The sequence below is a fragment of the Paenibacillus sp. GP183 genome, from assembly GCF_900104695.1.
Lineage (GTDB): Bacteria > Bacillota > Bacilli > Paenibacillales > NBRC-103111 > Paenibacillus_AI.
Map to the genome: position 1 here is coordinate 179537 of NZ_FNSW01000001.1, position 23066 is coordinate 202602.

At 47.9% G+C, this 23066-nt stretch carries 23 protein-coding genes and 1 other annotated feature; of the genes, 22 read left to right on the forward strand and 1 reads right to left on the reverse strand.

What is annotated here, in order from left to right:
- Positions 1-30 precede the first annotated feature (30 nt).
- The 17 genes from murB to BLV33_RS00940 all read left to right on the forward strand — a co-directional run bounded on the left by murB (position 31) and on the right by BLV33_RS00940 (position 17735).
- Positions 31-936 carry a UDP-N-acetylmuramate dehydrogenase gene (gene murB / locus BLV33_RS00860; RefSeq protein ID WP_090787085.1) on the forward strand — a complete coding sequence of 302 codons (906 nt, stop codon included), beginning with the start codon at positions 31-33 and terminating at the stop codon, positions 934-936.
- A gap of 15 nt (positions 937-951) precedes the next feature.
- Complete coding sequence (gene murA / locus BLV33_RS00865; RefSeq protein ID WP_090787088.1) at positions 952-2208, forward strand: UDP-N-acetylglucosamine 1-carboxyvinyltransferase; 1257 nt, start codon at positions 952-954, stop codon at positions 2206-2208.
- 224 nt (positions 2209-2432) lie between these two features.
- Positions 2433-3290 carry a cell division protein FtsQ/DivIB gene (locus BLV33_RS00870; RefSeq protein ID WP_171908964.1) on the forward strand — a complete coding sequence of 286 codons (858 nt, stop codon included), beginning with the start codon at positions 2433-2435 and terminating at the stop codon, positions 3288-3290.
- A 334-nt stretch (positions 3291-3624) separates the two neighbouring features.
- Positions 3625-4881, forward strand: coding sequence for a cell division protein FtsA (gene ftsA, locus BLV33_RS00875; protein WP_090787094.1), 1257 nt, complete (start codon positions 3625-3627; stop codon positions 4879-4881).
- 84 nt (positions 4882-4965) lie between these two features.
- Positions 4966-6105: a cell division protein FtsZ gene (gene ftsZ / locus BLV33_RS00880; protein ID WP_090787097.1), complete on the forward strand. Its 1140-nt coding sequence runs from the start codon at positions 4966-4968 to the stop codon at positions 6103-6105.
- Positions 6106-6371: 266 nt separating this feature from the next.
- A complete protein-coding gene (gene spoIIGA / locus BLV33_RS00885; RefSeq protein WP_090787100.1) occupies positions 6372-7292 on the forward strand; it encodes a sigma-E processing peptidase SpoIIGA in 921 nt (306 codons plus the stop codon).
- 48 nt (positions 7293-7340) lie between these two features.
- Entirely contained in the window at positions 7341-8063 is a 723-nt protein-coding gene (sigE, locus tag BLV33_RS00890) for an RNA polymerase sporulation sigma factor SigE (protein ID WP_090787103.1), read from the forward strand.
- Positions 8064-8226: 163 nt separating this feature from the next.
- Entirely contained in the window at positions 8227-9009 is a 783-nt protein-coding gene (sigG, locus tag BLV33_RS00895; RefSeq protein ID WP_090787106.1) for an RNA polymerase sporulation sigma factor SigG, read from the forward strand.
- A gap of 133 nt (positions 9010-9142) precedes the next feature.
- The gene (locus BLV33_RS00900; protein WP_090787109.1) at positions 9143-9439 is read left to right on the forward strand and encodes a YlmC/YmxH family sporulation protein; all 297 of its coding nucleotides are present in this window, start codon (positions 9143-9145) and stop codon (positions 9437-9439) included.
- A gap of 66 nt (positions 9440-9505) precedes the next feature.
- The gene (pgeF, locus tag BLV33_RS00905; protein WP_090787112.1) at positions 9506-10387 is read left to right on the forward strand and encodes a peptidoglycan editing factor PgeF; all 882 of its coding nucleotides are present in this window, start codon (positions 9506-9508) and stop codon (positions 10385-10387) included.
- Positions 10388-10407: 20 nt separating this feature from the next.
- On the forward strand, positions 10408-11097 hold the full coding sequence (locus BLV33_RS00910; RefSeq protein WP_090787115.1) for a YggS family pyridoxal phosphate-dependent enzyme: 690 nt from the start codon (positions 10408-10410) through the stop codon (positions 11095-11097).
- Between the two features lie 43 nt (positions 11098-11140).
- Positions 11141-11563, forward strand: a complete 423-nt coding sequence (locus tag BLV33_RS00915; protein WP_090787118.1) for a cell division protein SepF — start codon at positions 11141-11143, stop codon at positions 11561-11563.
- 42 nt (positions 11564-11605) lie between these two features.
- Complete coding sequence (locus BLV33_RS00920) at positions 11606-11881, forward strand: YggT family protein (protein ID WP_090798572.1); 276 nt, start codon at positions 11606-11608, stop codon at positions 11879-11881.
- Positions 11881-12663, forward strand: coding sequence for a YlmH family RNA-binding protein (locus BLV33_RS00925; RefSeq protein WP_090787121.1), 783 nt, complete (start codon positions 11881-11883; stop codon positions 12661-12663). Before BLV33_RS00920 ends, BLV33_RS00925 begins: the two co-directional genes overlap by 1 nt.
- A gap of 155 nt (positions 12664-12818) precedes the next feature.
- Positions 12819-13304, forward strand: coding sequence for a DivIVA domain-containing protein (locus BLV33_RS00930; RefSeq protein ID WP_090787124.1), 486 nt, complete (start codon positions 12819-12821; stop codon positions 13302-13304).
- Between the two features lie 366 nt (positions 13305-13670).
- Positions 13671-13928, forward strand: a binding site (T-box leader).
- A 627-nt stretch (positions 13929-14555) separates the two neighbouring features.
- Positions 14556-17324, forward strand: coding sequence for an isoleucine--tRNA ligase (gene ileS / locus BLV33_RS00935; protein WP_090787127.1), 2769 nt, complete (start codon positions 14556-14558; stop codon positions 17322-17324).
- 123 nt (positions 17325-17447) lie between these two features.
- Positions 17448-17735, forward strand: coding sequence for a DUF5665 domain-containing protein (locus BLV33_RS00940; RefSeq protein ID WP_090798574.1), 288 nt, complete (start codon positions 17448-17450; stop codon positions 17733-17735).
- Here BLV33_RS00940 and BLV33_RS00945 read toward each other — a convergent pair.
- On the reverse strand, positions 17732-18448 hold the full coding sequence (locus tag BLV33_RS00945; protein WP_090787130.1) for a TraR/DksA C4-type zinc finger protein: 717 nt from the start codon (positions 18446-18448) through the stop codon (positions 17732-17734). The genes BLV33_RS00940 and BLV33_RS00945 overlap by 4 nt on opposite strands.
- Positions 18449-18580: 132 nt before the next feature.
- Between BLV33_RS00945 and lspA the strand changes: the two genes are divergently transcribed.
- From lspA to BLV33_RS00970, 5 genes are all read left to right on the forward strand, one after another.
- Positions 18581-19114, forward strand: coding sequence for a signal peptidase II (lspA, locus tag BLV33_RS00950; protein ID WP_090787132.1), 534 nt, complete (start codon positions 18581-18583; stop codon positions 19112-19114).
- A complete protein-coding gene (locus BLV33_RS00955) occupies positions 19083-20042 on the forward strand; it encodes an RluA family pseudouridine synthase (protein WP_090787135.1) in 960 nt (319 codons plus the stop codon). The genes lspA and BLV33_RS00955 overlap by 32 nt, the downstream gene beginning before the upstream one ends.
- A gap of 93 nt (positions 20043-20135) precedes the next feature.
- On the forward strand, positions 20136-21371 hold the full coding sequence (locus tag BLV33_RS00960) for an LL-diaminopimelate aminotransferase (RefSeq protein WP_090787138.1): 1236 nt from the start codon (positions 20136-20138) through the stop codon (positions 21369-21371).
- A gap of 224 nt (positions 21372-21595) precedes the next feature.
- The gene (gene pyrR / locus BLV33_RS00965; protein ID WP_090787140.1) at positions 21596-22150 is read left to right on the forward strand and encodes a bifunctional pyr operon transcriptional regulator/uracil phosphoribosyltransferase PyrR; all 555 of its coding nucleotides are present in this window, start codon (positions 21596-21598) and stop codon (positions 22148-22150) included.
- Positions 22147-23055 (forward strand): aspartate carbamoyltransferase catalytic subunit, encoded by a 909-nt coding sequence (locus BLV33_RS00970; protein WP_090787143.1) that lies wholly within the window; start codon positions 22147-22149, stop codon positions 23053-23055. Before pyrR ends, BLV33_RS00970 begins: the two co-directional genes overlap by 4 nt.
- The last annotated feature ends 11 nt before the right edge of the window (positions 23056-23066 follow it).

Genomic DNA, 23066 nt, shown 5'->3' on the forward strand with positions numbered 1-23066 from the left:
CTATATGCAGCGTGTGAAGGAGGTTTTCCCATGGAGCAGATAATCTCTGACCTGCAAGCGGCAGGTATTGGAGAAATAAGGCAGAATGAATCGCTAGCCCTCCATACGACTTGGAAAATCGGAGGGCCTGCCGATGTATTCGTTATCCCCAGGGACAAAGAACAACTGGTATCTCTAATTCGGATTCTCTATCTTCATGGCACCCCATGGATGGTTATCGGACGGGGATCCAATTTATTGGTCGCTGATAAAGGCATACGTGGCGTTGTCATCAAGCTGGGCGATGCTCTGGAATCCTTGCGCTTTGAGGGTACGGATGTGTATGCCGGTGCTGCTTATTCGTTGATCAAGCTGTCTGTTCTTGCCGCCAAGGAGGGCTTAACGGGTCTTGAATTCGCCGGAGGTATTCCAGGCTCTGTGGGAGGCGCCATCTACATGAATGCGGGTGCCCATGGTTCGGATATGTCGCGCATACTTAAGCGGGCTGAAGTCATTTTGGACACGGGTGAATTGGTCACCATGCAAGCGGAGGAATTTCACTATGCGTACCGGCATTCCATTCTTCAACAGCAGCGGGGAATCGTGACGGAGGCCGTTTTTGAACTCGAACACGGGGACCGTACAGAGATAGCTGGAGCGATGGCGGCTTATAAAGACCGCAGGCTGAGAACACAGCCGTTGCAGGTTCCTTGCGCAGGCAGCGTTTTTCGCAATCCAGAAAACCACCATGCCGCCAAGCTGATCGAAGAAGCAGGATTGAAGGGAATGCGTGTTGGCGGAGCTGAAGTATCCCCAATGCATGCCAATTTCATCGTGAACACAGGAAATGCTACAGCCGTTGACGTGCTTACCCTCATACAAGAAGTACAACGTATCATCCTTGATCAAACAGGGATTACGCTGGTACCTGAGATCTTGGTGGCGGGTGAGAGGTAAATCGGAGGTGGAACATTGGAGAAGCTGGTTATCGAAGGTGGAAGATCTCTCTCGGGAGCCATCCAGATACACGGCGCGAAAAACGCCGCATTGCCTATTTTGGCGGCATGCATCATGACTGGCGGTACCTACACGCTGGGCAACGTTCCGAGTCTGCTCGATATCGATGTGATGCTGCAGATTCTTCGCGCGCTCGGCTGCCGCGCGGAGCAGCAAGGCGAATTCATTACCGTTCATACCAGGACCGCACATTCTTCGCATATCCCGGAAGAGCTGATGGGTCAAATGCGTTCCTCGATTTTTCTTATGGGTCCTCTGCTATCCAGATTCGGCAGTGTGACAGTCTACCAACCGGGGGGCTGTGCTATCGGAGATCGCAAGATCGACCTGCATCTCAGAGGGCTTCAAGCATTGGGGGCGAACATAACAGAAACCGGCAACAAAATCGTTTGTACCGCGGAGAGGCTTCGCGGAGCAGAGATCATGCTTGATTTACCGAGTGTGGGCGCAACAGAGAATATCATGATGGCCGCCGTTATGGCGGAGGGCGTGACCTCACTTTATAACGCAGCCAGAGAACCGGAAATTCAAGATTTGCAAAACTTCCTGAACACCATGGGCGCTGATATTATCGGTGCAGGAACAGACACGATTACCATAAAAGGCGTACCATCATTAATCCCTTGCTCTTATCGCATCATCCCGGATCGGATCGTAGCCGGTACCTTCCTAGTTGCTGCTGCCATCACGAAAGGCAGTATTAGTCTGGAAAGAGTAAACCCCTCCCATTTGACAGCTGTGATACACATACTGAGGCGTGCAGGTGTTCAAATCATCATTGACGGTGATATAATACATGTAAGCAATCCGGCTCGTGCCAAGGCTGTGGAGCGAATTGTCACATCACCCCACCCGGCGTTTCCAACTGATCTGCAATCTCAAGTCATGGTGCTGCTTTCTCTGGCAGACGGATTAAGTATAATGAAAGAAACGGTATTTGAAGGTAGATTCAAGCATGTGGATGAGCTTAGCCGCATGGGAGCTGACATCCGCGTAGATTTAAACTCCGCTTTTATCCGCGGCGTTCCGCGTCTTTACGGAGCGACCGTAGAAGCGACTGATTTGCGTGCCGGCGCCGCATTGGTCATTGCCGGATTGGCAGCCCATGGCACGACGACCGTTGAGCAGATCCATCATATCGATAGAGGGTATGATAGAATTGAGAAGATGCTGACTCAATTAGGAGCATCCATCGTCCGGCAATACGCCTAACTGGAATTAAGCAGCCATAATAAGCCACGCCTCTCTTGCTGCACAAAGCAAGGGAGGCACATTATTATATTTGGAAATTAGCTTACGATGCCAGTTTGTTCGTATTAAGCATTGCATGCTTAGTCTTTCTCACAAACTCAAGTTTAAGCTTACGATGCCAGTTTGTTCGTATTAAGCATTGCATGCTTAATTTAATTCTCACAAACTCTTAGGTGGTGCCCATCTTGCCGGAAGACCAGAAAGTACCTCCCTTGCCAAAACCGCCTGCCCGCCCGCGTTCCAATCGCAAGCTGCTGGCTTTTCTAATTTTATTTTTTGTTACAGTGCTGGTGATTTTATTTTTTCGATCCTCACTCAGCCGAATTGACGAAATTCAGATTGAGGGCATAGAGCTCATTCCCAAAGAGGTTGTTGGACAAGCTGCTGCTCTTGTACCGGGGGACAGTTTTTTTGCGACAAGCGGGACAACCATCGAGAATCGGGTGAAGAGCTTGCCGATGATCAAGTCCGTTAAGGTTACCAAGCACTTTCCGGGCGTGCTGCACATCCAGGTTCAGGAATTTCCCAAGGTGGCCTTTCAATTCACTGCCGTTGGCAAGACACAGGCTGTTTTGGCCGATGGAACAAGCATCGATTTACCCCCTGGAGACGTTCCTATCGATCGGCCTATCCTTAGCGGTTGGACAGATAATGATCCGAACAAGAAACAGCTCTGCAAGGTGCTGGGGGAGATCCAGGCCGTTGCGCTGTCTGACATATCGGAAATCAAGCCGGATCCATCCGAATCTTATCCCGATAAAATCAAAATATACACCAGATCCCAATTCGAGGTATATACAACCATTGGCTATTTTCCGGATAAAATTGATAATCTGCCAGCTTACATTGCCACATTAAAAGAAAATAATGTTTCAAAGGGAGTCATTAAAATGCTGGAAGTGGACAACCATGCCCCCTTTCAATTGGAGCAGGATAAATCGAGCAGCGACACTAAAGCAACTCCCGTTCCGAGCGCAACACCCAAAGCCACTCCCAAACCAACACCGAAATCAACTCCCAAAGATACGAGCAAGACAAATTAATAAAAAAACGAGAGTTGGACTACTCTTTCCTTGTAAATAGTGTTAAAATTAGTTTCATGGTTACTTGGTAGAGTCTACTAGAATCGCGATATATGTGGCAATGATTATTAGATGAGATAATCCTCTATCGAGGTCATTCGAAGATGAGCGACCGCGTTTAAAGGTAGGTTTATTCGCCAATAAGAAAGTCTATTTCGGAGATTCGAAATGTTATACTTCTTATGTGGTAAAAAAAATGTAGAAAAAAGAGGGAAAATAGGTGTTGTGTTGAATAAGTACAGAAGTATCTGTGGACAACTCAATTATTTACCAAGTTACAGGAGGTGCCAAGGGCTTGAGCAACAATGACATCATTGTTAGTTTGGACATCGGTACATCCAAGGTTCGTGCTATTATTGGGGAAGTTGTGAACGGAACCATTAATATAATTGGCGTAGGATCTGCCGACTCAGAGGGTATTCGTAAAGGTGCTATAGTTGACATTGATCAAACGGTTCAGTCCATTCGGAGTGCAATTGATCATGCAGAGCGTATGGTGGGTTTACAAATATCCGAGGTTTACGTAGGAATTACTGGAAATCATATCACTCTTCAATCCAGCCATGGCGTAGTTGCGGTATCTAATGAAGATCGTGAAATTGGTGAAGAGGATATTGAACGCGTCATTCAAGCGGCAAGAGTCATTGCATTACCTCCCGAGCGTGAAATCATTGGAGTTGTACCCAAGCAATATTTGGTTGACGGGCAAGAAGGAATTAACGATCCCCGCGGTATGATTGGTGTACGATTGGAAGTGGAAGCTACCATTATCACCGGAGCCAAAACCGGTATACATAACTTGCTCCGAGTTGTGGAGAAGTCTGAACTCAAAGTATCGGGCCTCATTTTGATGTCTCTGGCATCTGGCGGCCTCGCTCTATCGAAAGATGAGAAAGCGATCGGTACAGTACTTGTTGATGTTGGTGCCGGAGCCACCACAATAGCCGTCTTCGAGCAAGGAAATCTCACCGCTACTTCCACACTTCCCATAGGTGGCGAGTACATCACCAACGATATCGCCATCGGTCTAAGAACCCAAATGGAAATCGCTGAGAAAATTAAACTTAAATTCGGCTGTGCCTCCATTGAGGACTCTGCCGCTGATCAAGTATTCAAAGTAACCAGAATCGGCAGCAATGTTGATAAAGAGTTTTCACAGGTGGATTTAGCCAACATTATTGAACCGCGTGTTCAAGAAATATTCGAGCTCATCCGTGCTGAAGTTCATCGTTTGGGCTATGGCGATTTGCCCGGTGGTTATGTGCTTACAGGAGGAACTGTGACAATGCCGGGTATGCTGACCGTAGCACAAGCTGAGCTTATGACTTCTGTGCGCATTGCCGTGCCGGATTTTATAGGTGTGAGAGACCCTTCTTATACCAGTGGTGTCGGCATTATTCAATTTGTTTCCAAATACTTGAGAAGCCGACAGCCAGGATCCAGTTTTTCGAAAAAGCAAGCGGTTAAAGCGCCAACCAAGAAATCTTCGGCCAGCGAGTCCAGACCCGGATTTTTCGAACGGATCAAAAACTTTTTCAGTGAGTTTATTTAGGCCCGCAAGTAGGTAAGGGATTGAACCTGCCGAGCACAACATTAAAATTTGCTAATGAAGCAAAGTTAGGGGGATAACACTCACATGTTTGAATACGATATGGATACGGACCATTTGGCTCAGATAAAAGTAATCGGCGTAGGCGGTGGCGGCAGCAATGCCGTGAATCGCATGATTGAGAACGGAGTAAAAGGTGTCGAGTTTATTACGGTAAACACCGATGCACAGGCTTTGCACCTTTCCAAGTCCGAGCATAAGCTGCAAATTGGCGATAAGCTGACTCGCGGACTCGGTGCCGGCGCTAATCCGGAAGTAGGCAAGAAAGCTGCCGAAGAATCCAAAGAGCTCATCATGAATACACTTCGTGGTGCTGACATGGTATTCGTCACTGCAGGTATGGGCGGAGGAACGGGCACTGGTGCCGCTCCGGTCATTGCAGAAATCGCCAAAGAATGCGGCGCCTTGACGGTAGGCGTTGTTACGCGTCCATTCACTTTTGAAGGCCGCAAGCGCGCTATGCAAGCTGATATCGGCATTGCGGCGCTTAAGGAAAAAGTGGACACGCTGATCGTCATCCCGAATGATCGCTTGCTTGAAATTGTTGATAAAAAAACTCCAATGCTGGAAGCTTTCCGCGAAGCGGATAATGTGCTTCGTCAAGGTGTACAAGGCATTTCGGATTTGATCGCGGTTCCGGGCTTAATTAACCTGGACTTTGCCGATGTCAAAACGATCATGACTGAACGCGGATCCGCATTGATGGGAATCGGTGTGGCTACAGGTGAGAATCGTGCAGCGGAAGCGGCGAAGAAAGCCATCATGAGCCCGCTGCTGGAGACTTCTATTGACGGAGCTCGCGGCGTACTGATGAACATTACCGGCGGAGCTAACCTCAGCTTGTATGAAGTGAATGAAGCCGCAGATATCGTGGCTTCCGCTTCCGATCTGGAGGTCAACATGATTTTCGGCGCTGTGATAAACGAAAACTTGAAGGAAGAAATCATGGTAACCGTGATCGCAACAGGCTTTGAGCATAAGCCTGCGGCTCAACAGCAGCCTCGTCGTCCTGTGCCGGGCCAATCTTCTCAGCCGCAGCAACCCGCAGAAACAGCGGCATCCGATAATCGCCTTAATAACCTGAGGCCTTTTGGCAGCCAGCCGAGCAGTGATCAGTTGGATATCCCAACCTTCCTGCGTAATCGCGGGCGCAATACCGACAAGTAAGCCAATCTAAAACTCAAATCTATGAAGCCAGAGCTCTGCATGCTGCAGAGTCTCTGGTTTTTTGCGTTGATAGGCTTCGCATCGATCATGACAGACGCGCTCATCATCCAGGACGGCGTTACCGTTTCTCCTTGGATTTACTGGGGTCTGCTCCTCTTATACCAAACAGGAATTGACAAAAAAAGTTGCAAGCTTCCGGCATGTTTAGACAGACTTTGAAATATGATTCTAATATACTGATTTAGAGCCGCCGGGGGGTGAGGGACGTGGTCGTTTATGCGGATCTCATTTTTGTATTCAATTTCCTGATGGATGCCGCTATACTCTTTGCCGCAGGAAGAGTTCGAAAGTTAAAGCTCAATGGGTGGAGAGTCGCCCTGTCTGCAGCTATCGGCGCTTCTTATGTGATTATGATGCTGTTTCCGGCACTTTCGCTTTTTTTTACATTTGCCGTAAAGTGTTTATTTCTACTCATCATGATTCTGGTTGCATTCGGTTTTGGAGGCTTACCGCATTTTTTGCGCAATGCGGGTACTTTTCTACTCATTAATTTCGCTGTGGCCGGTGGAATGTTCGGAATTCATTATTTCCTTCAATCGTCCGGGGAAGTGATCAACGGCATTCTGTTCACCCATTCCGGGGGACTGGCCTTCCGGGTTCAGATCGGTTTGGTGACGATCCTCGTGCTTGCTGTCGTGATGATCGGATGGTTCCAAACTATTTTTTCAAGCACGAAAAGAAGAAACGATTTTGTCGCGATTTTGGCCGAGGTCCATATTCATATCGATCAATTTACTTCCACTTGTACAGGCATGATTGATACGGGAAATCATCTTTATGACCCGCTCACCCGAACGCCTGTCATGGTCCTCGAGGTATCGGAATGGAAAAATATGCTGCCTGAGGCGTGGATCGAACAGATTCGTTCATCGAATGTGGATCAAATCTTTACAAGTGTTGGAATGGAGTCATTTGTGTGGCAGGATCGAATGCGCCTCGTCCCCTACAAGGGTGTAAATCACGGAACAGCATTTATGCTGGCTGTCAAACCGGATAAAGTGGTAATAGAGTATCAAGGACAAAGATTTGAATCCGCCAAAGTGCTGATTGGCTTACAAGGCGGAGCCCTTTGCAGCGATGGTTCCTATCACGCTATCATACATCCCTCATTAATCGCTGCCGGATAAACAGGAAATTAGAAGGAAATATAGTAATGCCTTAGGAGGAAAGTATAGATGATGGTGAAGTGGAAAATGCAGCTGCAGCTTACGTACTACCGGATCTTGTTGTTTTTAGGCCTTCGGGGCGAGGAAATCTATTACATAGGTGGCAGTGAAGCGCTTCCGCCTCCCCTTACACGAGAAGAAGAGGAATTCCTGCTGGGAAAACTATCGTCAGGGGACGCGGCCATTCGAGCGATGCTCATTGAACGCAACCTCCGGCTGGTTGTATATATAGCGAGAAAATTCGAGAATACCGGAATCAATATCGAGGATCTGGTTTCAATTGGAGCCATCGGATTAATTAAAGCAGTCAACACCTTCGATCCGGAGAAAAAGATTAAGCTCGCCACTTATGCATCACGTTGTATCGAGAATGAGATTCTCATGTACTTGAGAAGAAACAGTAAGATTCGCACGGAGGTTTCGTTCGATGAGCCGCTGAATATTGATTGGGACGGCAATGAGCTGCTGCTGTCCGATGTCCTCGGTACCGAGAATGATACGATCTATCGCAATATCGAAGAGCAGGTTGACCGCAAGCTTCTGCATAAAGCGCTGGATAAGCTCTCGGATCGGGAGCGAGTGATCATGGAGCTTCGCTTTGGGCTTCAGGACGGTGAGGAGAAGACACAGAAGGATGTCGCTGATATGCTCGGTATTTCCCAATCCTACATTTCAAGGTTGGAAAAAAGAATTATCAAGCGCTTGCGCAAGGAGTTTAACAAGATGGTGTAAAATTTTTTTTTGCTCGTCTGAGATTCAAACTTCATCAGCAAACATAGGTGAGAGCAAGTGCAAACCCTTTTGTCAAGTGGGTTTCGGGCTTCTGATGCACGCATAAAAACAACGACCTCGGAGATAATTAACATTAATGTTTCTCCTTGGGAGGTAAATCACGATGACCCGGAATAAAGTCGAAATATGTGGTGTTGATACCGCCAAGCTACCTGTCCTTACAAATGTGGAAATGCGAGAACTATTCACTGCACTGCAAACGAAGCATGATCGATCCGCAAGAGAGAAGCTGGTCAATGGCAATCTAAGGCTGGTTTTGAGCGTGATTCAGCGTTTTAATAATCGAGGAGAGTTCGTCGATGATCTATTTCAAGTAGGGTGTATCGGGCTGATGAAGGCCATAGATAATTTTGATCTGGGACAGAATGTGAAGTTTTCGACTTATGCAGTGCCCATGATCATTGGAGAAATTCGCCGTTATCTGCGGGATAACAATCCGATTCGAGTGTCAAGATCATTGCGTGATATTGCTTACAAGGCACTGCAGGTCAGGGATGCCCTAACCAACCAGAATTCCAGGGAGCCTACGATCTACGAAATATCTGAAGCGTTGGGCGTGCCTAAAGAAGATGTAGTATTCGCACTGGATGCTATACAGGATCCGGTTTCCTTATTTGAACCGATCTATCACGACGGCGGCGACCCGATATATGTGATGGATCAAATCAGTGATGAACGCAATAAGGATATGTCATGGATTGAAGGAATTGCACTTCGTGAAGGGATGCAAAAGCTGAATCCGAGGGAAAAAATGATCTTATCCATGCGCTTTTTTGACGGTAAAACCCAGATGGAGGTAGCCGATGAAATTGGCATTTCCCAAGCCCAGGTTTCAAGGCTGGAAAAGTCGGCGATCTCCCAAATGCAAAAGCATGTAAAATCATAACATCCCCAGGACCTGAAGGCTTATCGATTAAGCCGATTGGTCTTTTTTTTTGTGTCGGGACATTTTACCTTTAGCCCACATATACTAGTACCAAGCATTCAAAAATCCATTAGAGATTCGTGGTGAGCGCATCGTGAAAATATCCGATTTTCAAACTAAGGACGTCATCAATATTGTGGATGGCAAAAAGCTCGGCCAAGTCAGCGATCTGGAGCTGGATTTACATCATGGCCGCATCGAATCCATCGTTGTTCCCAATCAAAGCCGCTTCTTTGGCATGTTTGGCGGGAATACAGAAGTCATCATCCCCTGGAAAAATATTGTAAAAATCGGCCTGGATGTTGTGCTTGTCAAGCTCGAAGACTCTCGTGGATATAGGCCTATTGACGACAATGAGCCCATTTATGAAGGCAACCGAAATTACCGTTAAGAGCATAACTCGTGCAGAACAGCCATTTATGATAAATTAAAGAAGTAAACGTCAGGGGGTACAAGCATGGAACCATTCCAAGAAGTGACGAGTGAACAGGACGGGCAGCCGGTCCTTTTTTATATAGAAAGTTGGATGAACTCCTTTCCCAATTTGACGGCAGGGTTTACATCCAGGCTTGGCGGGGTGAGTGAGAAGCCTTTTGCGAGTTTCAATTGCGGACTTCATGTCAATGATCTCAGTGACCTCGTAGTAACCAATAGGCAGCGTTTGGCTGAGACTTTGGAGATGCCATTCGATGCTTTCACTTATGCGGAGCAGGTGCATGGCAATGAAATAGCCGTCATAACGAGAGAGGATCAAGGGAAAGGACGAGCCTCACGAGCCGATGCGATCCAATCCAGGGACGGGTTTGTGACGAATGAAAAGGAGCTTGTGCTCTGTGCGCTGTTTGCAGATTGCGTTCCACTTTTTTTTTACGACCCGGTATTGGAAGTTGCGGGATTGGCTCATGCAGGCTGGAAAGGGACCGTGCTTGATGTTGCTGGAAAAACCGTTCAAGCGATGATGGTACAGTTTGGAAGCAAACCGGAGCATATCCGCGCAGCGATTGGACCCTCCATTGGCATATGCTGTTACGAAGTGGATGAAAAGGTTGCAGAGCCGGTTGAGAAGGTTCTCACAGATATGAACGCTGCTCCGGAGATTAAGCAAAAAGTGCTGCAGGCCAAAGAAAATCAGAAATATATGCTGAATCTGCAGGAATTAAACCGAAACTTTATAGTAAAAGCAGGAATTTTGTCATCCAACATCGAAGTTACTGAGTTATGTACAAGTTGTCGTACTGATCTTTTTTTCTCGCATCGGCGAGAAAATGGGACCACGGGCAGGATGGCAGGCTGGATAGCGATGCGCCGAAACTTGCAAAATAAGCAGAACGAAAGCTGAATAGAGGTGGCAGATCAGCTGTGAGTTTACGAGATAGAATCGATGCAGTAGAGGTAAGAGTTGCTGAAGCCTGCAAACGATCCGGACGTGATCGAGACGAAATTAAAATCATCGCAGTCACCAAATATGTATCTCTGGAAACCGCCCGTGCTGCGCTCGATGAAGGACTCCATCATATTGGCGAAAATCGCTGGCAGGATGTGAAGCCCAAATGGGAGGCACTGCATGAGCGCGGTATCTGGCACTTTATCGGTCACCTGCAAACGAACAAAGTAAAGGATATTATAGGGAAGTTTGCTTATATTCATTCTTTGGATCGATTGTCTTTGGCCAAAGAGCTGCAAAAGCAAGCGGCCGCTTTGAATATGAAAGTAAACTGCTTGATCCAGGTAAATGTTTCCGGTGAGGATACCAAATTTGGCCTGGCTCCGGAACAGTTAATTGCTTTTGCCCAGGAAATCAAGATGCTTGAAAATCTGCAAATTGTCGGCTTGATGACAATGGCTCCTTACGAAATGGCTGCTGAAGCCACTCGGCCGGTTTTTAGGACTTTACGAGAATTAAGGGACAAGCTCAATGAACTGGCTGTTCTCCCATATAGGATTGAGCATTTATCCATGGGGATGTCAAATGATTTTGAGATTGCGATTGAGGAAGGTGCGACCTGGGTTAGACTGGGTTCGGTATTGGTTGGAAAAGATGAGGCTTAGGCTTAAATAAAGCTTATTTGTGGAAAGCTTAGGAGGATGCGACATGGGAGTTATGAATAAGTTCATGAATTTTCTGGGGCTGCAAGAGGAAGAAGAAGTGATTCATCGCGAGAGAGTGATTGAAGAGCATGAAGAAGTCGAAACCAATCCTTATGAGCAACGTAATAAAAATAAGGCCAATGTCGTCAGCATCCACTCTCAAAAAAGCTCCAAGGTGGTATTAAGCGAACCCCGATCTTATGATGAGACTCAGGAGATTGCCGATCACTTGCGTTCCCGCCGAGCTGTTGTCGTTAACCTGCAGCGTGTTCGTCCAGAAACCGGCGTCCGCATTGTGGATTTTTTAAGCGGAACCGTATATGCTTTGAATGGATATATTTCCAAGCTTGGTCCGAATATCTACCTGTGTACTCCCGATTCCGTTGATATTCACGGGCACATCTCCGAAATGATGGACGAGGAATAGACACATGTTGAACATGAACAATTGAGGTGATCTTGCCAAGTGGTGCTTAATTACTTATTAACTGCTATCGATTTATTGTCAAAGGTTTACTATTGCATGATTATTGCTTACATCTTGCTTTCATGGTTTCCCAATGCGCGTGAAAGCTTTATCGGCCAGCTGCTTGCCAAGCTGGTTGAACCTTACTTGGCACCTTTCCGCCGATTTATTCCCTCATTCGGAATAATTGACCTGTCACCGGTTGTTGCATTAATCGCTCTTAATTTCGTGAAAACAGGGTTAATAGCTGTAATCTTATTTATAGCTAACAGGCTCTGATGCAGAAGGAACTCTACGCTCACTTTCATCCGGATGAGCATCATTTTGTCGATAAAGCCAGTGAATGGGTGGAGCGTGCTGCCCATCAGCATGCTGTGAAGCTTACGGATTTTCTGGATCCCAGACAGGCTTTTATTTTGAATACACTTGTGAACCGTGAACCCAATGTGAATTGCAGGCTGGATGGCGGATATGCCGAAGCGGAGCGAAAGCGTGCGTTCATTGCACCGGATTACCGTCCATTGGATGGTGAAGACATGGGAATCCGCGTCCTGTCCGTCAGCTCGGGAGACGGTAAGTTTCTGACACTTGAACATGGAGATTACATGGGCGCCATTCTTGGACTCGGGATGAAACGAGACAAGGTTGGCGATATTCATGTTTTGGAGGGCGGCTGCCATTGTCTGGTTTCTGAGGATGCAGCCGACTATTTGCATTTGAATTTATCTCAGGTCCATCGAGTCCACGTACAGACAGAGCTGCTGCCGCTGGAACGATTGGAAGTCAGTCGCGTCAAATTGGACGAGCTTCAACTTTCCGTAGCGTCTATGCGGCTGGATGGGATTGTGAGTGATGTATTCCGGCTTAGCCGGGCCAAAGTCCTTGTACCGATTCAAGCCGGCAAATGCCGCGTAAATTGGAAGCCTGAGGCGGATCCCGGAAAGCAGCTCAAAGAGGGAGATTTGATCACTTTGCAGGGTTTTGGGCGCTTTAAGGTGCTTGCGGTTGAAGGTACTACCAAAACCGGAAGAATGCGTGTAAAAATAGGCAAGTATGCCTAATCATGAAATTTTGCATGAAGAATGAAGGAATTTCTGGTTTGCTGTCGAACTCAACATAACAGAGAACTGAATGCAGGGTCCAGACTTTCGGACCGACCGCTTTCAGCATAAATAGCGGGTTACCGTAGATTGAACCATATTCAGGAGGTGCACCAATGGCATTAACACCACTCGATATACATAACAAGGAGTTTTCCAGATCTTTTCGGGGCTACAACGAAGATGAAGTGAACGAATTTTTGGATCAAATCATTAAAGATTACGAGGCCCAAATTCGGGAGAACAAAGAGCTTCAAACTCAGATCCAATCGATACAGGAACGCCTGAGCCATTTTTCCAACATTGAGGAAACGCTCAGTAAAACGATCATCGTCGCTCAGGAAGCTGCGGATGAAGTGAAGAATAACTCGAAAAAAGAATCCCAGCTAATATTGAAGGAAGCTGAAAAGAACGCTGATCGCATCATCAACGAAGCCCTGACCCGCTCGCGTAAAATTGCCATGGAAATCGACGAATTGAAGAAGCAAGCCACCGTGTATCGCACCCGATTCCGCACCTTGCTGGAGGCTCAGCTGGAAATACTCAACAACGAGAGCTGGAAAACGATGCAGTTGGAAGTTATTGTTGAAGACACCCCCTAAGTCCCCCTAGAAGGGGGATTCCAAGGGTAACACCCCCTGGACGACTATTAAGGCTTGGGGAATGAGCTGGGCTTTTGTGCGTCTGCAGAGTACGGTTGCAAGGAGCGCTTTACGTCAAAGGGAATGTGCGTTGCTGAGGCAACCCCCATTCCCTTTGACACGCTTAACGGTAGAGCAGGTCAAGAGACAACCGCGCTGCGGTGTGCTAGCCAAGGGTAACCCGCCTTAGTGGGAGAGAGGGCGTCGCCTTGGATGACGCCCGCGGCAAGAGCAGGTCAAGAGACAACCGCTCTAAAGTGTACAATTCAAGTGATGCTTATTGACTATAGAGAGTGAATTCGGTATACTCCTGTTAAATGAAAACACATGAAAGCGATGACTGGAACAAGTAAGCCGTGAAAAGCAGTGTCAGCGAGTTAGGGATTTGGTGTGAGCCTAGCCTCTGCAGCGTGTCTTATATCCCCCAGGAGCATCTCTTGAAGCAATAGTAGAGAGTATCGGGCCATGCCGTTATCCATGATCGAGTGAAGAAGCAACTCATTCGTGCACGCAGTAAGTGCATGTCTTTGAGCATGATGCTTCTTAACGAGGGTGGTACCGCGAGCAGAACTTCTCGTCCCTTTTGGGGATGGGGAGTTTTTTTGTTTGACCCCCCTAAAAGGGGGATTCCAAGGGTAACGCCCCCTGGACGACTATTAATGATGCTGGGGAATGAGTTTGGCTCGATGCTTTGTTGAGGAATACGGGTGCAAGGAGCGCTTTGCGTCCGTGTAAATGTGCCTTGCCAATTGGCAAAGTCACACGCACCCGGACACGCTAGACTGCAGAGCAGGTCAAGGGATAACCGCGCTTCGGTGTGCAAGCCAAGGGGTGAAACCACCTTGGCAGGAAAGGGCGTCGCAAAGCGTGACACCCGCGGCAAGAGCAGGTCAAGAGATAACCGCGCTGCGGTGTTCGAGCCAAGGGGTGAAACCCACCTTGGCAAAACCGGTCATCACGCAGTTGGACGACCGAAAGTGCTCGATCGTTAAGCGTGTTTACTAAAGTTTGTTTGCTAAAGCAAACAAACTTTAGTAAACGGCAAGCGCTTCTCGCACCCATGTCCTGCAGATACACATAGCCCTGCTCCTTCCCCAATGCATTTAAGCGGGGGTCCAGGGGGCGGCCAGCCCCATGGAGTCCCCCTTGGCGAAGGGGGATTTAGGGGGATCGACAATTATTTATTTCAATAAAAGTGGGAGTTGACCATACATGGACTACGGTAAAACATTGAATTTACTGCAAACGGAGTTTCCGATGAGAGGGAATTTACCTCAAGCGGAGCCGGTGATACAGGAACGTTGGAACGAGATGGAGATTTACAAAAAGGTGCAGGAGAGCCGCAAGGGGCGCACCAAATTTATTTTGCATGACGGACCTCCTTATGCGAATGGCGATATTCATATCGGTCATGCGCTGAACAAGACATTGAAGGATATCGTCGTGCGCTTCAAAACACTGCAAGGCTTCGATGCGCCTTATATCCCAGGCTGGGATACACATGGCTTGCCCATTGAACAGGCCATCACCAATAGCGGTAAAGTAGATCGCAAAAAGATGAGCGTCTACGAATTCCGGGAGTATTGCAGGGACTATGCGCTCGAATGGATCGGGAAGCAGAAGGCGCAGTTCAAACGTCTGGGGATCAGCGGGGATTGGGACCATCCTTATATGACGCTGCAGCCTGAATTCGAAGCCAGTCAGATTCGACTGTTTGGACAAATGGTCACAAAAGGATACATTTATAAGGGCTTGAAGCCGGTTTATTGGTCCCCCTCTTCCGAAAGTGCTCTGGCAGAAGCGGAGATAGAGTATAAGGACAAAATATCTCCGTCCATCTATGTGGCTTTTCCGGTGAAAGACGGCAAGGGTAAGCTTCCACAGGATGCAGCGGTGATCATCTGGACGACCACACCCTGGACGCTTCCGGCAAATCTTGGGATTAGTGTCAACCCTGATTTTGATTATGTCGTTGTCGAAGCCGACGGCAAAAAATTTGTATTGGCCCAAGGCTTGCTGCAAGCCGCATCCAAAGAAATCGGTTGGATCGAGGTAAAGATGTTGTCTAAGGTAAAAGGCAGCGAGCTCGAATTGATTACGTGCCAGCATCCTTTTTATGACAGGGAGTCCCTGGTGATGCTGGGTGATCATGTTACTCTTGAAGCCGGTACAGGGTGCGTTCATACGGCTCCTGGGCATGGCGAAGATGACTTTGCGGTTGGTCAGCGTTACAACCTCGGGGTGCTTTGTCCCGTAGATGATCAAGGCCATTTTACGGCCGAGGCGCCTGGATTTGAAGGTGTTTATTATGAAAAAGGAAACAAGCTTATTATTGAAAAGCTTCAAGAGCGAGAATTGCTGCTGGCGTTAAAAGAAATACAACACCAATACCCGCATGACTGGCGCACCAAAAAACCTGTGATCTATCGCGCTACGGAGCAGTGGTTCGCTTCCATAGATAAATTCCGTAAGGAAATGTTGGAAGAAATCAAGAAGGTGACCTGGACTCCGGATTGGGGCGAAATACGTCTGCACAATATGATCGCCGATCGGGGAGATTGGTGTATTTCCCGCCAGCGGGTTTGGGGAGTTCCGATCCCGATTTTTTATTGCCGCAGCTGCAACGACCCGCTTGTGAATGAGCAGACTATTGAGCATGTGGCTGACATTTTTGCCAAGGAAGGCTCTAATGCTTGGTTTAAATGGGATGAGAAGTCGTTACTACCGCAAGGTACAGCTTGTCCAAAATGCGGGCACACGGAATTCCGCAAGGAAACGGATATTATGGATGTTTGGTTTGACTCCGGCTCCAGCCATGCAGCTGTGGTACAAGCGCGTCCTGAGCTTCAATGGCCTGCGGATCTGTATTTGGAGGGCTCGGATCAATATCGCGGCTGGTTTAACTCCTCATTGATTACTGGAGTTGCCACACGCGGTCACGCTCCATACAAAGCCATTCTAAGTCACGGATTTACGCTTGACGCAGAAGGCCGCAAGATGTCAAAATCACTGGGTAACACGATTGATCCTAATCAAGTTTTCAATAAGCTTGGTGCCGATATTCTGCGGCTGTGGGTTTCTTCGGTTGACTATCAAGCCGATCACCGGATCTCCGACAATATCCTTAATCAGACGACCGAGGTTTATCGTAAAATCCGCAATACGCTGCGGTTTCTTTTAGGGAATTTAGGGCATTTTGATCCGTTAACAGATCGCGTTGCTTTTGAACAGTTGGATGAACTGGATCGCTTTGCGCTGATCCGTTTAAACCGAATGCTCGAAAAGGTTGTTAAAGCTTATGACTCCTACGAATTTCATATTGTATATCAGACGATTCACCATTTTTGTGCGGTGGAAATGAGTGCATTTTACCTTGACGTTATCAAGGATCGGCTTTATGCCAACGCTCCTCATGATAACGCGCGGCATGCCTCGCAAACGGTTCTATACGAGGTGCTGACTGCAGTTACGAAACTGATCTCACCAATTCTACCGCATACGGCTGATGAAGTGTGGAGGTATATCCCTGGTGTGGAGCTTGAAAGTGTTCAAATGTCTGAGCTTCCAGATGTACATTCGGAGCTTTATGATGATAAGCTGGAGAAGAAATGGAGCGCCTTTTTGGATGTGCGGGATGAGATCTTGAAAGCGTTGGAGGAAGCTCGTAAAGAGAAGGTCATCGGAAATTCTCTTGGCGCCGCAGTGCATATTTATCCGAACAAGGAAACGCTCAGCCTGCTCAGTCAATTGGATCAACTGGATCAACTGTTCATCGTTTCTGCCGTTAAGCTGCACAGTCCGGATAGTCAAGCTCCTGAAGGCGCATATCAAACCCAGGCAGGGGCCATTCAAGTGGCCGTAGCCCAAGGTGAGAAGTGTGAACGCTGCTGGATAGTCACTCCTGAGGTAGGGCAAAGTAAAGAATATCCGACACTTTGCAAAAGATGCAGCGATGTTATCTCAGCCCATTACAAGGAGTAAAAGACAAAACGGCCGCCTAACCTTGATGGCTGGGCGGATTCGTTTTGGCTCACTGTCAGTTGAATGGAGGTACGAGCCAGGATGGTGGATTTGAATGAGAACCCTAAGGCCCATGATCATGCCATGCTCAGCAAAATCAAAGAGAAAGTCACTGATATTGCAGCCCAAATCGAGCGTACCCAAATTGCTGATTATGTGCAGCTTTTAAATCACCCGCGCAGGCTGATTTGGACCAACCTGCTGGCCGGGATTTCCAGAGGTGTTGGCATTGCTCTTGGTTTTACCATTTTTGCGACGACGATCGTCTATATTTTGAAGTTTATCGGGGCACTCAACATACCCATCGTTGGGGATTATATCACGGAAATCGTCAAGCATGTTCAATTTCAGCTGCAGAAGGATGGATATTAGTCGGTTTCTTCCAATAAAGGTTCACCTTCACCGTTATGGAGGTAATTCCGATAAGCTTTGTTCCTGACAATGGAAACGGTTTGACCGTATAAATCTGTGGCTACGAAGCTTTCATAGGATTCAACATATCCGTCAAGCTCATCCGATTCAATGGACACATCTTCGTAATCCTCGACTTGTCGATTTTCGGACATGGCGGGAGAATCCGAATTTCCCCAGTTCTCGACAATTTGCCAAGCGTCCTCTCCGTCAAACTGGTTTTGGTCATCCAGCTCATCCAGACTTGTTCGGCCGAAGGGAGGCGACAGCACTTCTTCTTCAACAGGCCGGCGTTCAGATTCTGCTGGGTCGGGTACATGCTTGATGCAATATAACGTTGTCGGGACAGCTTGCAGTCGTTCATAGGGTATAGATTCATGGCAAAAGACACAGGTGCCGTAATTCTCTTGCTGCATTCGTACTAACGCTTCATCGACCTGCTCCAATTGAAATTCCATCTGTTCATTTAATGCCAAGTCTTTGGAACGCTCAAACAATTCCGATCCGATATCCCCAGGATGATTATCATACATGGACAGCTCACCGGTGTTTTGATAAAAAGAAATGGACAAGCCATGGTTTTCATTATGGTCGAAACGCCGCTCCAGGCTGATTTTTTCTTCGAGAAGCTGCAGGTTTAACTCGCGAGCTTGTTCTTTGGTTAAATGATTCATGTCTGGTTCCAGCTCCTTCAGGCTAAGGTGCTACTTGCTTCCTCTTATAGAGTTCTCGTACGTTCATGTTTTTAGTGAGGTAATTCCTTGAAGCCGAGGGCAATCCTATCAGTTATGAAAGGAGGTTAATCATTGAAATATTATAAGTATTATGTATACGCCCTCATTGTTTTTTTGCTGGATCAGGTAACCAAATGGTTGATTGTCCATAACATTCCTCTCCATGAAAACCGTCCGGTAATCGGCGAGTTTTTTCAATTGACTTCACATCGCAACCGCGGAGCCGCTTTTAGTATTTTGCAAGATAAGAGATGGTTTTTCGTCATCATTACGCTGGTAGTCATCCTCGGTATCCTTTGGTATATTCGGAAAACGATCAGGGAGAATAAGCGGCTTCTTTCATTTGCCTTAAGCTTGCTGCTGGGCGGAGCATTGGGAAACTTTCTGGATAGAGCATTGTTCGGGGAAGTGGTTGACTTCTTGCAATTCCGTTTTACATTTTCTTTCTTTGGCAATCCGATCGACTATATCTATCCAATATTTAATGTTGCCGATTCGGCGATTGTCGTAGGGGTCATTTTAATATTCCTGGACTCCCTGTTGACATGGAAAAAAGATAAAAAAGGAGCTTCACATGACCACAACCACGAGCAAGAGCTCTCCTGATTGGGAGGATTCCGAGCCCATCCAATGGACCGTCGGAACTGAGCTTGCGGGTCAACGGATCGATAAGTTCATCACGGATTCCCTGGGAGAGGACACCTCCCGCACACAGATCCAGCAATGGATTAAGGATGGACATGTCTCCGTAAACGGGAAAGCAGCGAAACCCAACTATAAGCTTTCGGTGAATGACAATATCATTGTCTCGGTTCCGGAACCAGTCGATGTCGAGTTGGTCCCGGAGAATATTCCCCTGGATGTGATCTTTGAGGATTCCGATGTCATCGTGGTGAATAAGACGCGCGGCCTGGTTGTGCATCCTGCACCGGGGCATTACTCGGGTACCTTGGTCAATGCTCTGCTTTACCATTGCCGGGATTTATCCGGCATTAACGGTGTCCTTCGGCCTGGTATCGTACACAGAATCGATAAAGATACCTCCGGCCTCATTATGGCTGCCAAGAATGATAAAGCACATGCCAGCCTGGCAGATCAACTTAAAGCGCATACGGTGAATCGTAAGTATATCGCTCTGGTGCATGGAAATATTCAGCATGAGAATGGGACGATTGATGCCCCGATTGGACGTGATTCTCACGACCGCAAGATGTATACGGTAACTGAAAAAAACAGCAAGCATGCTGTGACTCATTTTTTGGTGCTGGAGAGGTTTGGCGATTTCACACTGGTGGAGCTTAAGCTGGAGACTGGCCGAACTCATCAGATTCGCGTGCATATGAAATTTATCGGTCATCCGCTGGTGGGAGATCCGATGTACGGCAAGAGCAAAGGGACGATGAACATGGAGGGGCAGGCTTTGCATGCTGCTGTTTTGGGCTTCAATCATCCTCGCTCGGACGCCGCACTTTTATTTGAAGCACCGCTGCCGGATGACTTTGAGGATTTGCTTTTTCGAATTCGCAGCCGTTAAATGATGCAAATGATTGTGCAATTATTGCATTGTTGGTTCGGGCAAAAAATGATAAAGTTTACTTAAAATTTGCAGAAAATCAGGTGACAATCAATGACAAAAATAAACCAGAATTATTTACAGCTTCAAGGCAGCTACTTATTTTCAGAAATCGCCAAAAGAAGAACCAAATTCATTCAGGACAACCCGCAAGCATCGATCATCAGCTTGGGAATTGGCGATGTAACCCGTCCGCTGCCGGACGCGGTTATTGGCTCTTTGCATACTGCAGTCGATGAAATGGCACACGAACAAACCTTTCGCGGATACGGTCCGGAGCAGGGGTATGATTTTCTCATCGAGCAAATCATTAAAAATGACTATGCGGCTCACGGAATTCAGCTGAAAAATAATGAGGTTTTCGTCAGCGACGGATCCAAATGCGATGTCGGGAACATACAGGAGATTTTCAGCTTGGACAGCATTATTGCGGTTCAGGATCCTGTGTATCCGGTTTATGTTGACAGCAACGTGATGGCCGGTCGTTCAGGCACTTACAATAAAGAAACGAACCGTTACGAGAACATTGTTTATCTGCCTTGCAACGCGGAAAATAATTTCAAGCCCGAGCTGCCCAAGCAAAAAGTGGATCTGATTTATCTGTGCTATCCGAACAATCCAACGGGCATGACGCTTACGAAGGACGAGCTCAAGGTTTGGGTCGATTACGCCCGCGAGAACAACTGCATCCTGCTGTTTGACTCCGCTTATGAAGCTTATATCCAGGAAGATGATGTTCCGCACAGCATCTATGAAATCGAGGGCGCGAAGGAAGTTGCGATTGAATTCCGCAGCTTGTCCAAGACTGCAGGGTTCACGGGAACCCGCTGTGCGTACACGGTCGTGCCTCGTGAGCTTAAAGCCCGCGACGAGGACGGCAACGAAATCACAGTAAACGATCTGTGGAATCGCAGACAAACAACCAAGTTCAACGGAGTTTCCTATATTACGCAAAAGGGTGCTGCAGCGATCTTCTCGGATGCCGGCAAACAGCAAATTGCCAAGCTTGTTGATTATTACATGACAAATGCTGCAATTATCCGCCAAGGAATCTCTTCACTTGGCATTCAAGTGTACGGCGGCGTTAATGCGCCTTACATTTGGCTCAAAACACCAAGCGGCCTCGGCTCTTGGGAATTCTTCGATAAGCTTCTGTCGGAAGCCCATATCGTCGGAACTCCGGGTGTAGGCTTCGGGCAGAACGGCCAGGGCTATTTCCGTCTCACTGCTTTTGGAAGCCGCGAGAATACGGAGAAAGCGATTGACCGCTTCAGCAAGCTAAGTCTATAATGGCACATACCCGTCATTTATCTCCTTGACTTCTTTTGTCGAAAGTGGGATAATTCTTTCAACCGCATATGTACCTTTAAAGATCAGTCCAGAGAGGCTGGCAAGGTAGTCGATGGAAGAAGACGGGGTGAGCCTAATTAGCACCTCTCTATATCTTCATGTTCATGCAACTCCTTGCCGAATAGGGCAAGGAGTTTTTTGATTGCTTGGAGGGAGGGCATGGGATGAGCGATACGGTTACACACAGCATCATGGATGAAATGGCGATACGAAGAGCTCTGACGCGGATCGCACACGAGATTCTGGAGAAGAACAAGGGCATCGAAACCTGCATCTTGATTGGAATTCGAACCCGAGGCATCTATCTGGCCCAACGGGTTGCCGAGCAAATTCTGGAAATCGAAGGTGTTCCGATTCCGGTCGGGGAGATCGATATAACCTCTTACCGCGATGACCGGGTACAGGTGAACTCCATCGAAGCCGTGAACACGGGTGGGTCCTTGCCTATCCAGGACAAGAAGGTCATCTTGTTCGACGATGTGCTTTATACGGGACGAACCGTGCGGGCCGCCATGGATGCCTTGATTGACCTCGGCAGGCCGCAGATGATTCAGCTGGCGGTGCTGGTAGACCGCGGGCACAGAGAGCTGCCCATCCGTCCTGACTATGTGGGCAAAAACGTACCGACCTCCAAAAATGAGCAAATCGAAGTGCTTTTAACCGAAATTGATAATTCGGATCAAGTCGTCATTTACCAGGTGAGGGGGAATCAGGAATGAGGTTCGCGGGTGTAGAATCCACCAAGCATTTCTTGGGCCTGAAGGGAATGAGCGCTGCGGAAATTGGTAGTATTCTGGACCGGGCCGCATACTGGGAGCAGCATCCGGTGAAGGTGACAGACCCCCTGAAGGGTAGGTTTGTAGCCAATCTTTTCTTCGAAAATAGTACAAGAACCCGATTTTCCTTTGAGCTGGCGCAAATGCGTCTCGGCGCGGAGGTGCTGAATTTTTCTTCAGCCGAATCCAGCGTGCAAAAGGGTGAATCGATCTACGACACTGTAAGGACGCTGGAGTCCATGGGAATTGATGCGGGAGTTATCCGCCTTAAGCCGACGGGAGTGCTGCAGGAGCTGGCGGAGAAGATCAAGGTTCCGCTCATCAATGCCGGAGACGGCAATAACGAGCATCCGACGCAGGCACTTTTGGATCTGTACACGATGCGGGAGCATTTCGGGGAGCTCCAGGGACTCACCGTATCGATCATCGGGGATATCCTGCACAGTAGGGTGGCGCGATCGAATCTGTGGGCGCTGAAGACGATGGGCGCGAACGTGCAGTTTTGCGCACCGGACAATATGCGGGCGCCGGAGCTTATGGCGCATGCGGAGTATGTCGGCATGGAGCAAGCGCTGAAAGCGGATGTGGTCATGATGCTTCGCGTCCAGCTGGAGCGGCATGAGAAGGGCATGATCCAATCCGCGGAGGACTACCGCGAGCAGTACGGCTTAACGGCCCAGCGGCTGCGCCAAATGGCGCCGCACGCGATCATTATGCATCCGGCTCCGGTGAACCGGAATGTGGAAATCGATGACGAGCTGGTGGAGCACGAGCGGTCGAAGATTTTTACACAAATGGCGAACGGCGTGCCCATTCGGATGGCCGTTATCGAGCGCACTCTATCATAGGAAGGAACGAA

Excerpts from the sequence above, each read along its gene's own strand:
- pyrR (WP_090787140.1), top strand. The coding sequence starts at position 21,596 with ATGAGCGATACGGTTACACACAGCATCATGGATGAAATGGCGATACGA.
- murB (WP_090787085.1), top strand. The coding sequence starts at position 31 with ATGGAGCAGATAATCTCTGACCTGCAAGCGGCAGGTATTGGAGAAATA.
- BLV33_RS00955 (WP_090787135.1), top strand. The coding sequence starts at position 19,083 with ATGACCACAACCACGAGCAAGAGCTCTCCTGATTGGGAGGATTCCGAG.
- BLV33_RS00915 (WP_090787118.1), top strand. The coding sequence starts at position 11,141 with ATGGGAGTTATGAATAAGTTCATGAATTTTCTGGGGCTGCAAGAGGAA.
- BLV33_RS00930 (WP_090787124.1), top strand. The coding sequence starts at position 12,819 with ATGGCATTAACACCACTCGATATACATAACAAGGAGTTTTCCAGATCT.
- BLV33_RS00940 (WP_090798574.1), top strand. The coding sequence starts at position 17,448 with ATGCTCAGCAAAATCAAAGAGAAAGTCACTGATATTGCAGCCCAAATC.
- sigE (WP_090787103.1), top strand. The coding sequence starts at position 7,341 with ATGATGGTGAAGTGGAAAATGCAGCTGCAGCTTACGTACTACCGGATC.
- pgeF (WP_090787112.1), top strand. The coding sequence starts at position 9,506 with ATGGAACCATTCCAAGAAGTGACGAGTGAACAGGACGGGCAGCCGGTC.
- ileS (WP_090787127.1), top strand. The coding sequence starts at position 14,556 with ATGGACTACGGTAAAACATTGAATTTACTGCAAACGGAGTTTCCGATG.
- BLV33_RS00945 (WP_090787130.1), bottom strand. The coding sequence starts at position 18,448 with ATGAATCATTTAACCAAAGAACAAGCTCGCGAGTTAAACCTGCAGCTT.
- ftsZ (WP_090787097.1), top strand. The coding sequence starts at position 4,966 with ATGTTTGAATACGATATGGATACGGACCATTTGGCTCAGATAAAAGTA.
- BLV33_RS00970 (WP_090787143.1), top strand. The coding sequence starts at position 22,147 with ATGAGGTTCGCGGGTGTAGAATCCACCAAGCATTTCTTGGGCCTGAAG.
- BLV33_RS00925 (WP_090787121.1), top strand. The coding sequence starts at position 11,881 with ATGCAGAAGGAACTCTACGCTCACTTTCATCCGGATGAGCATCATTTT.
- BLV33_RS00960 (WP_090787138.1), top strand. The coding sequence starts at position 20,136 with ATGACAAAAATAAACCAGAATTATTTACAGCTTCAAGGCAGCTACTTA.
- sigG (WP_090787106.1), top strand. The coding sequence starts at position 8,227 with ATGACCCGGAATAAAGTCGAAATATGTGGTGTTGATACCGCCAAGCTA.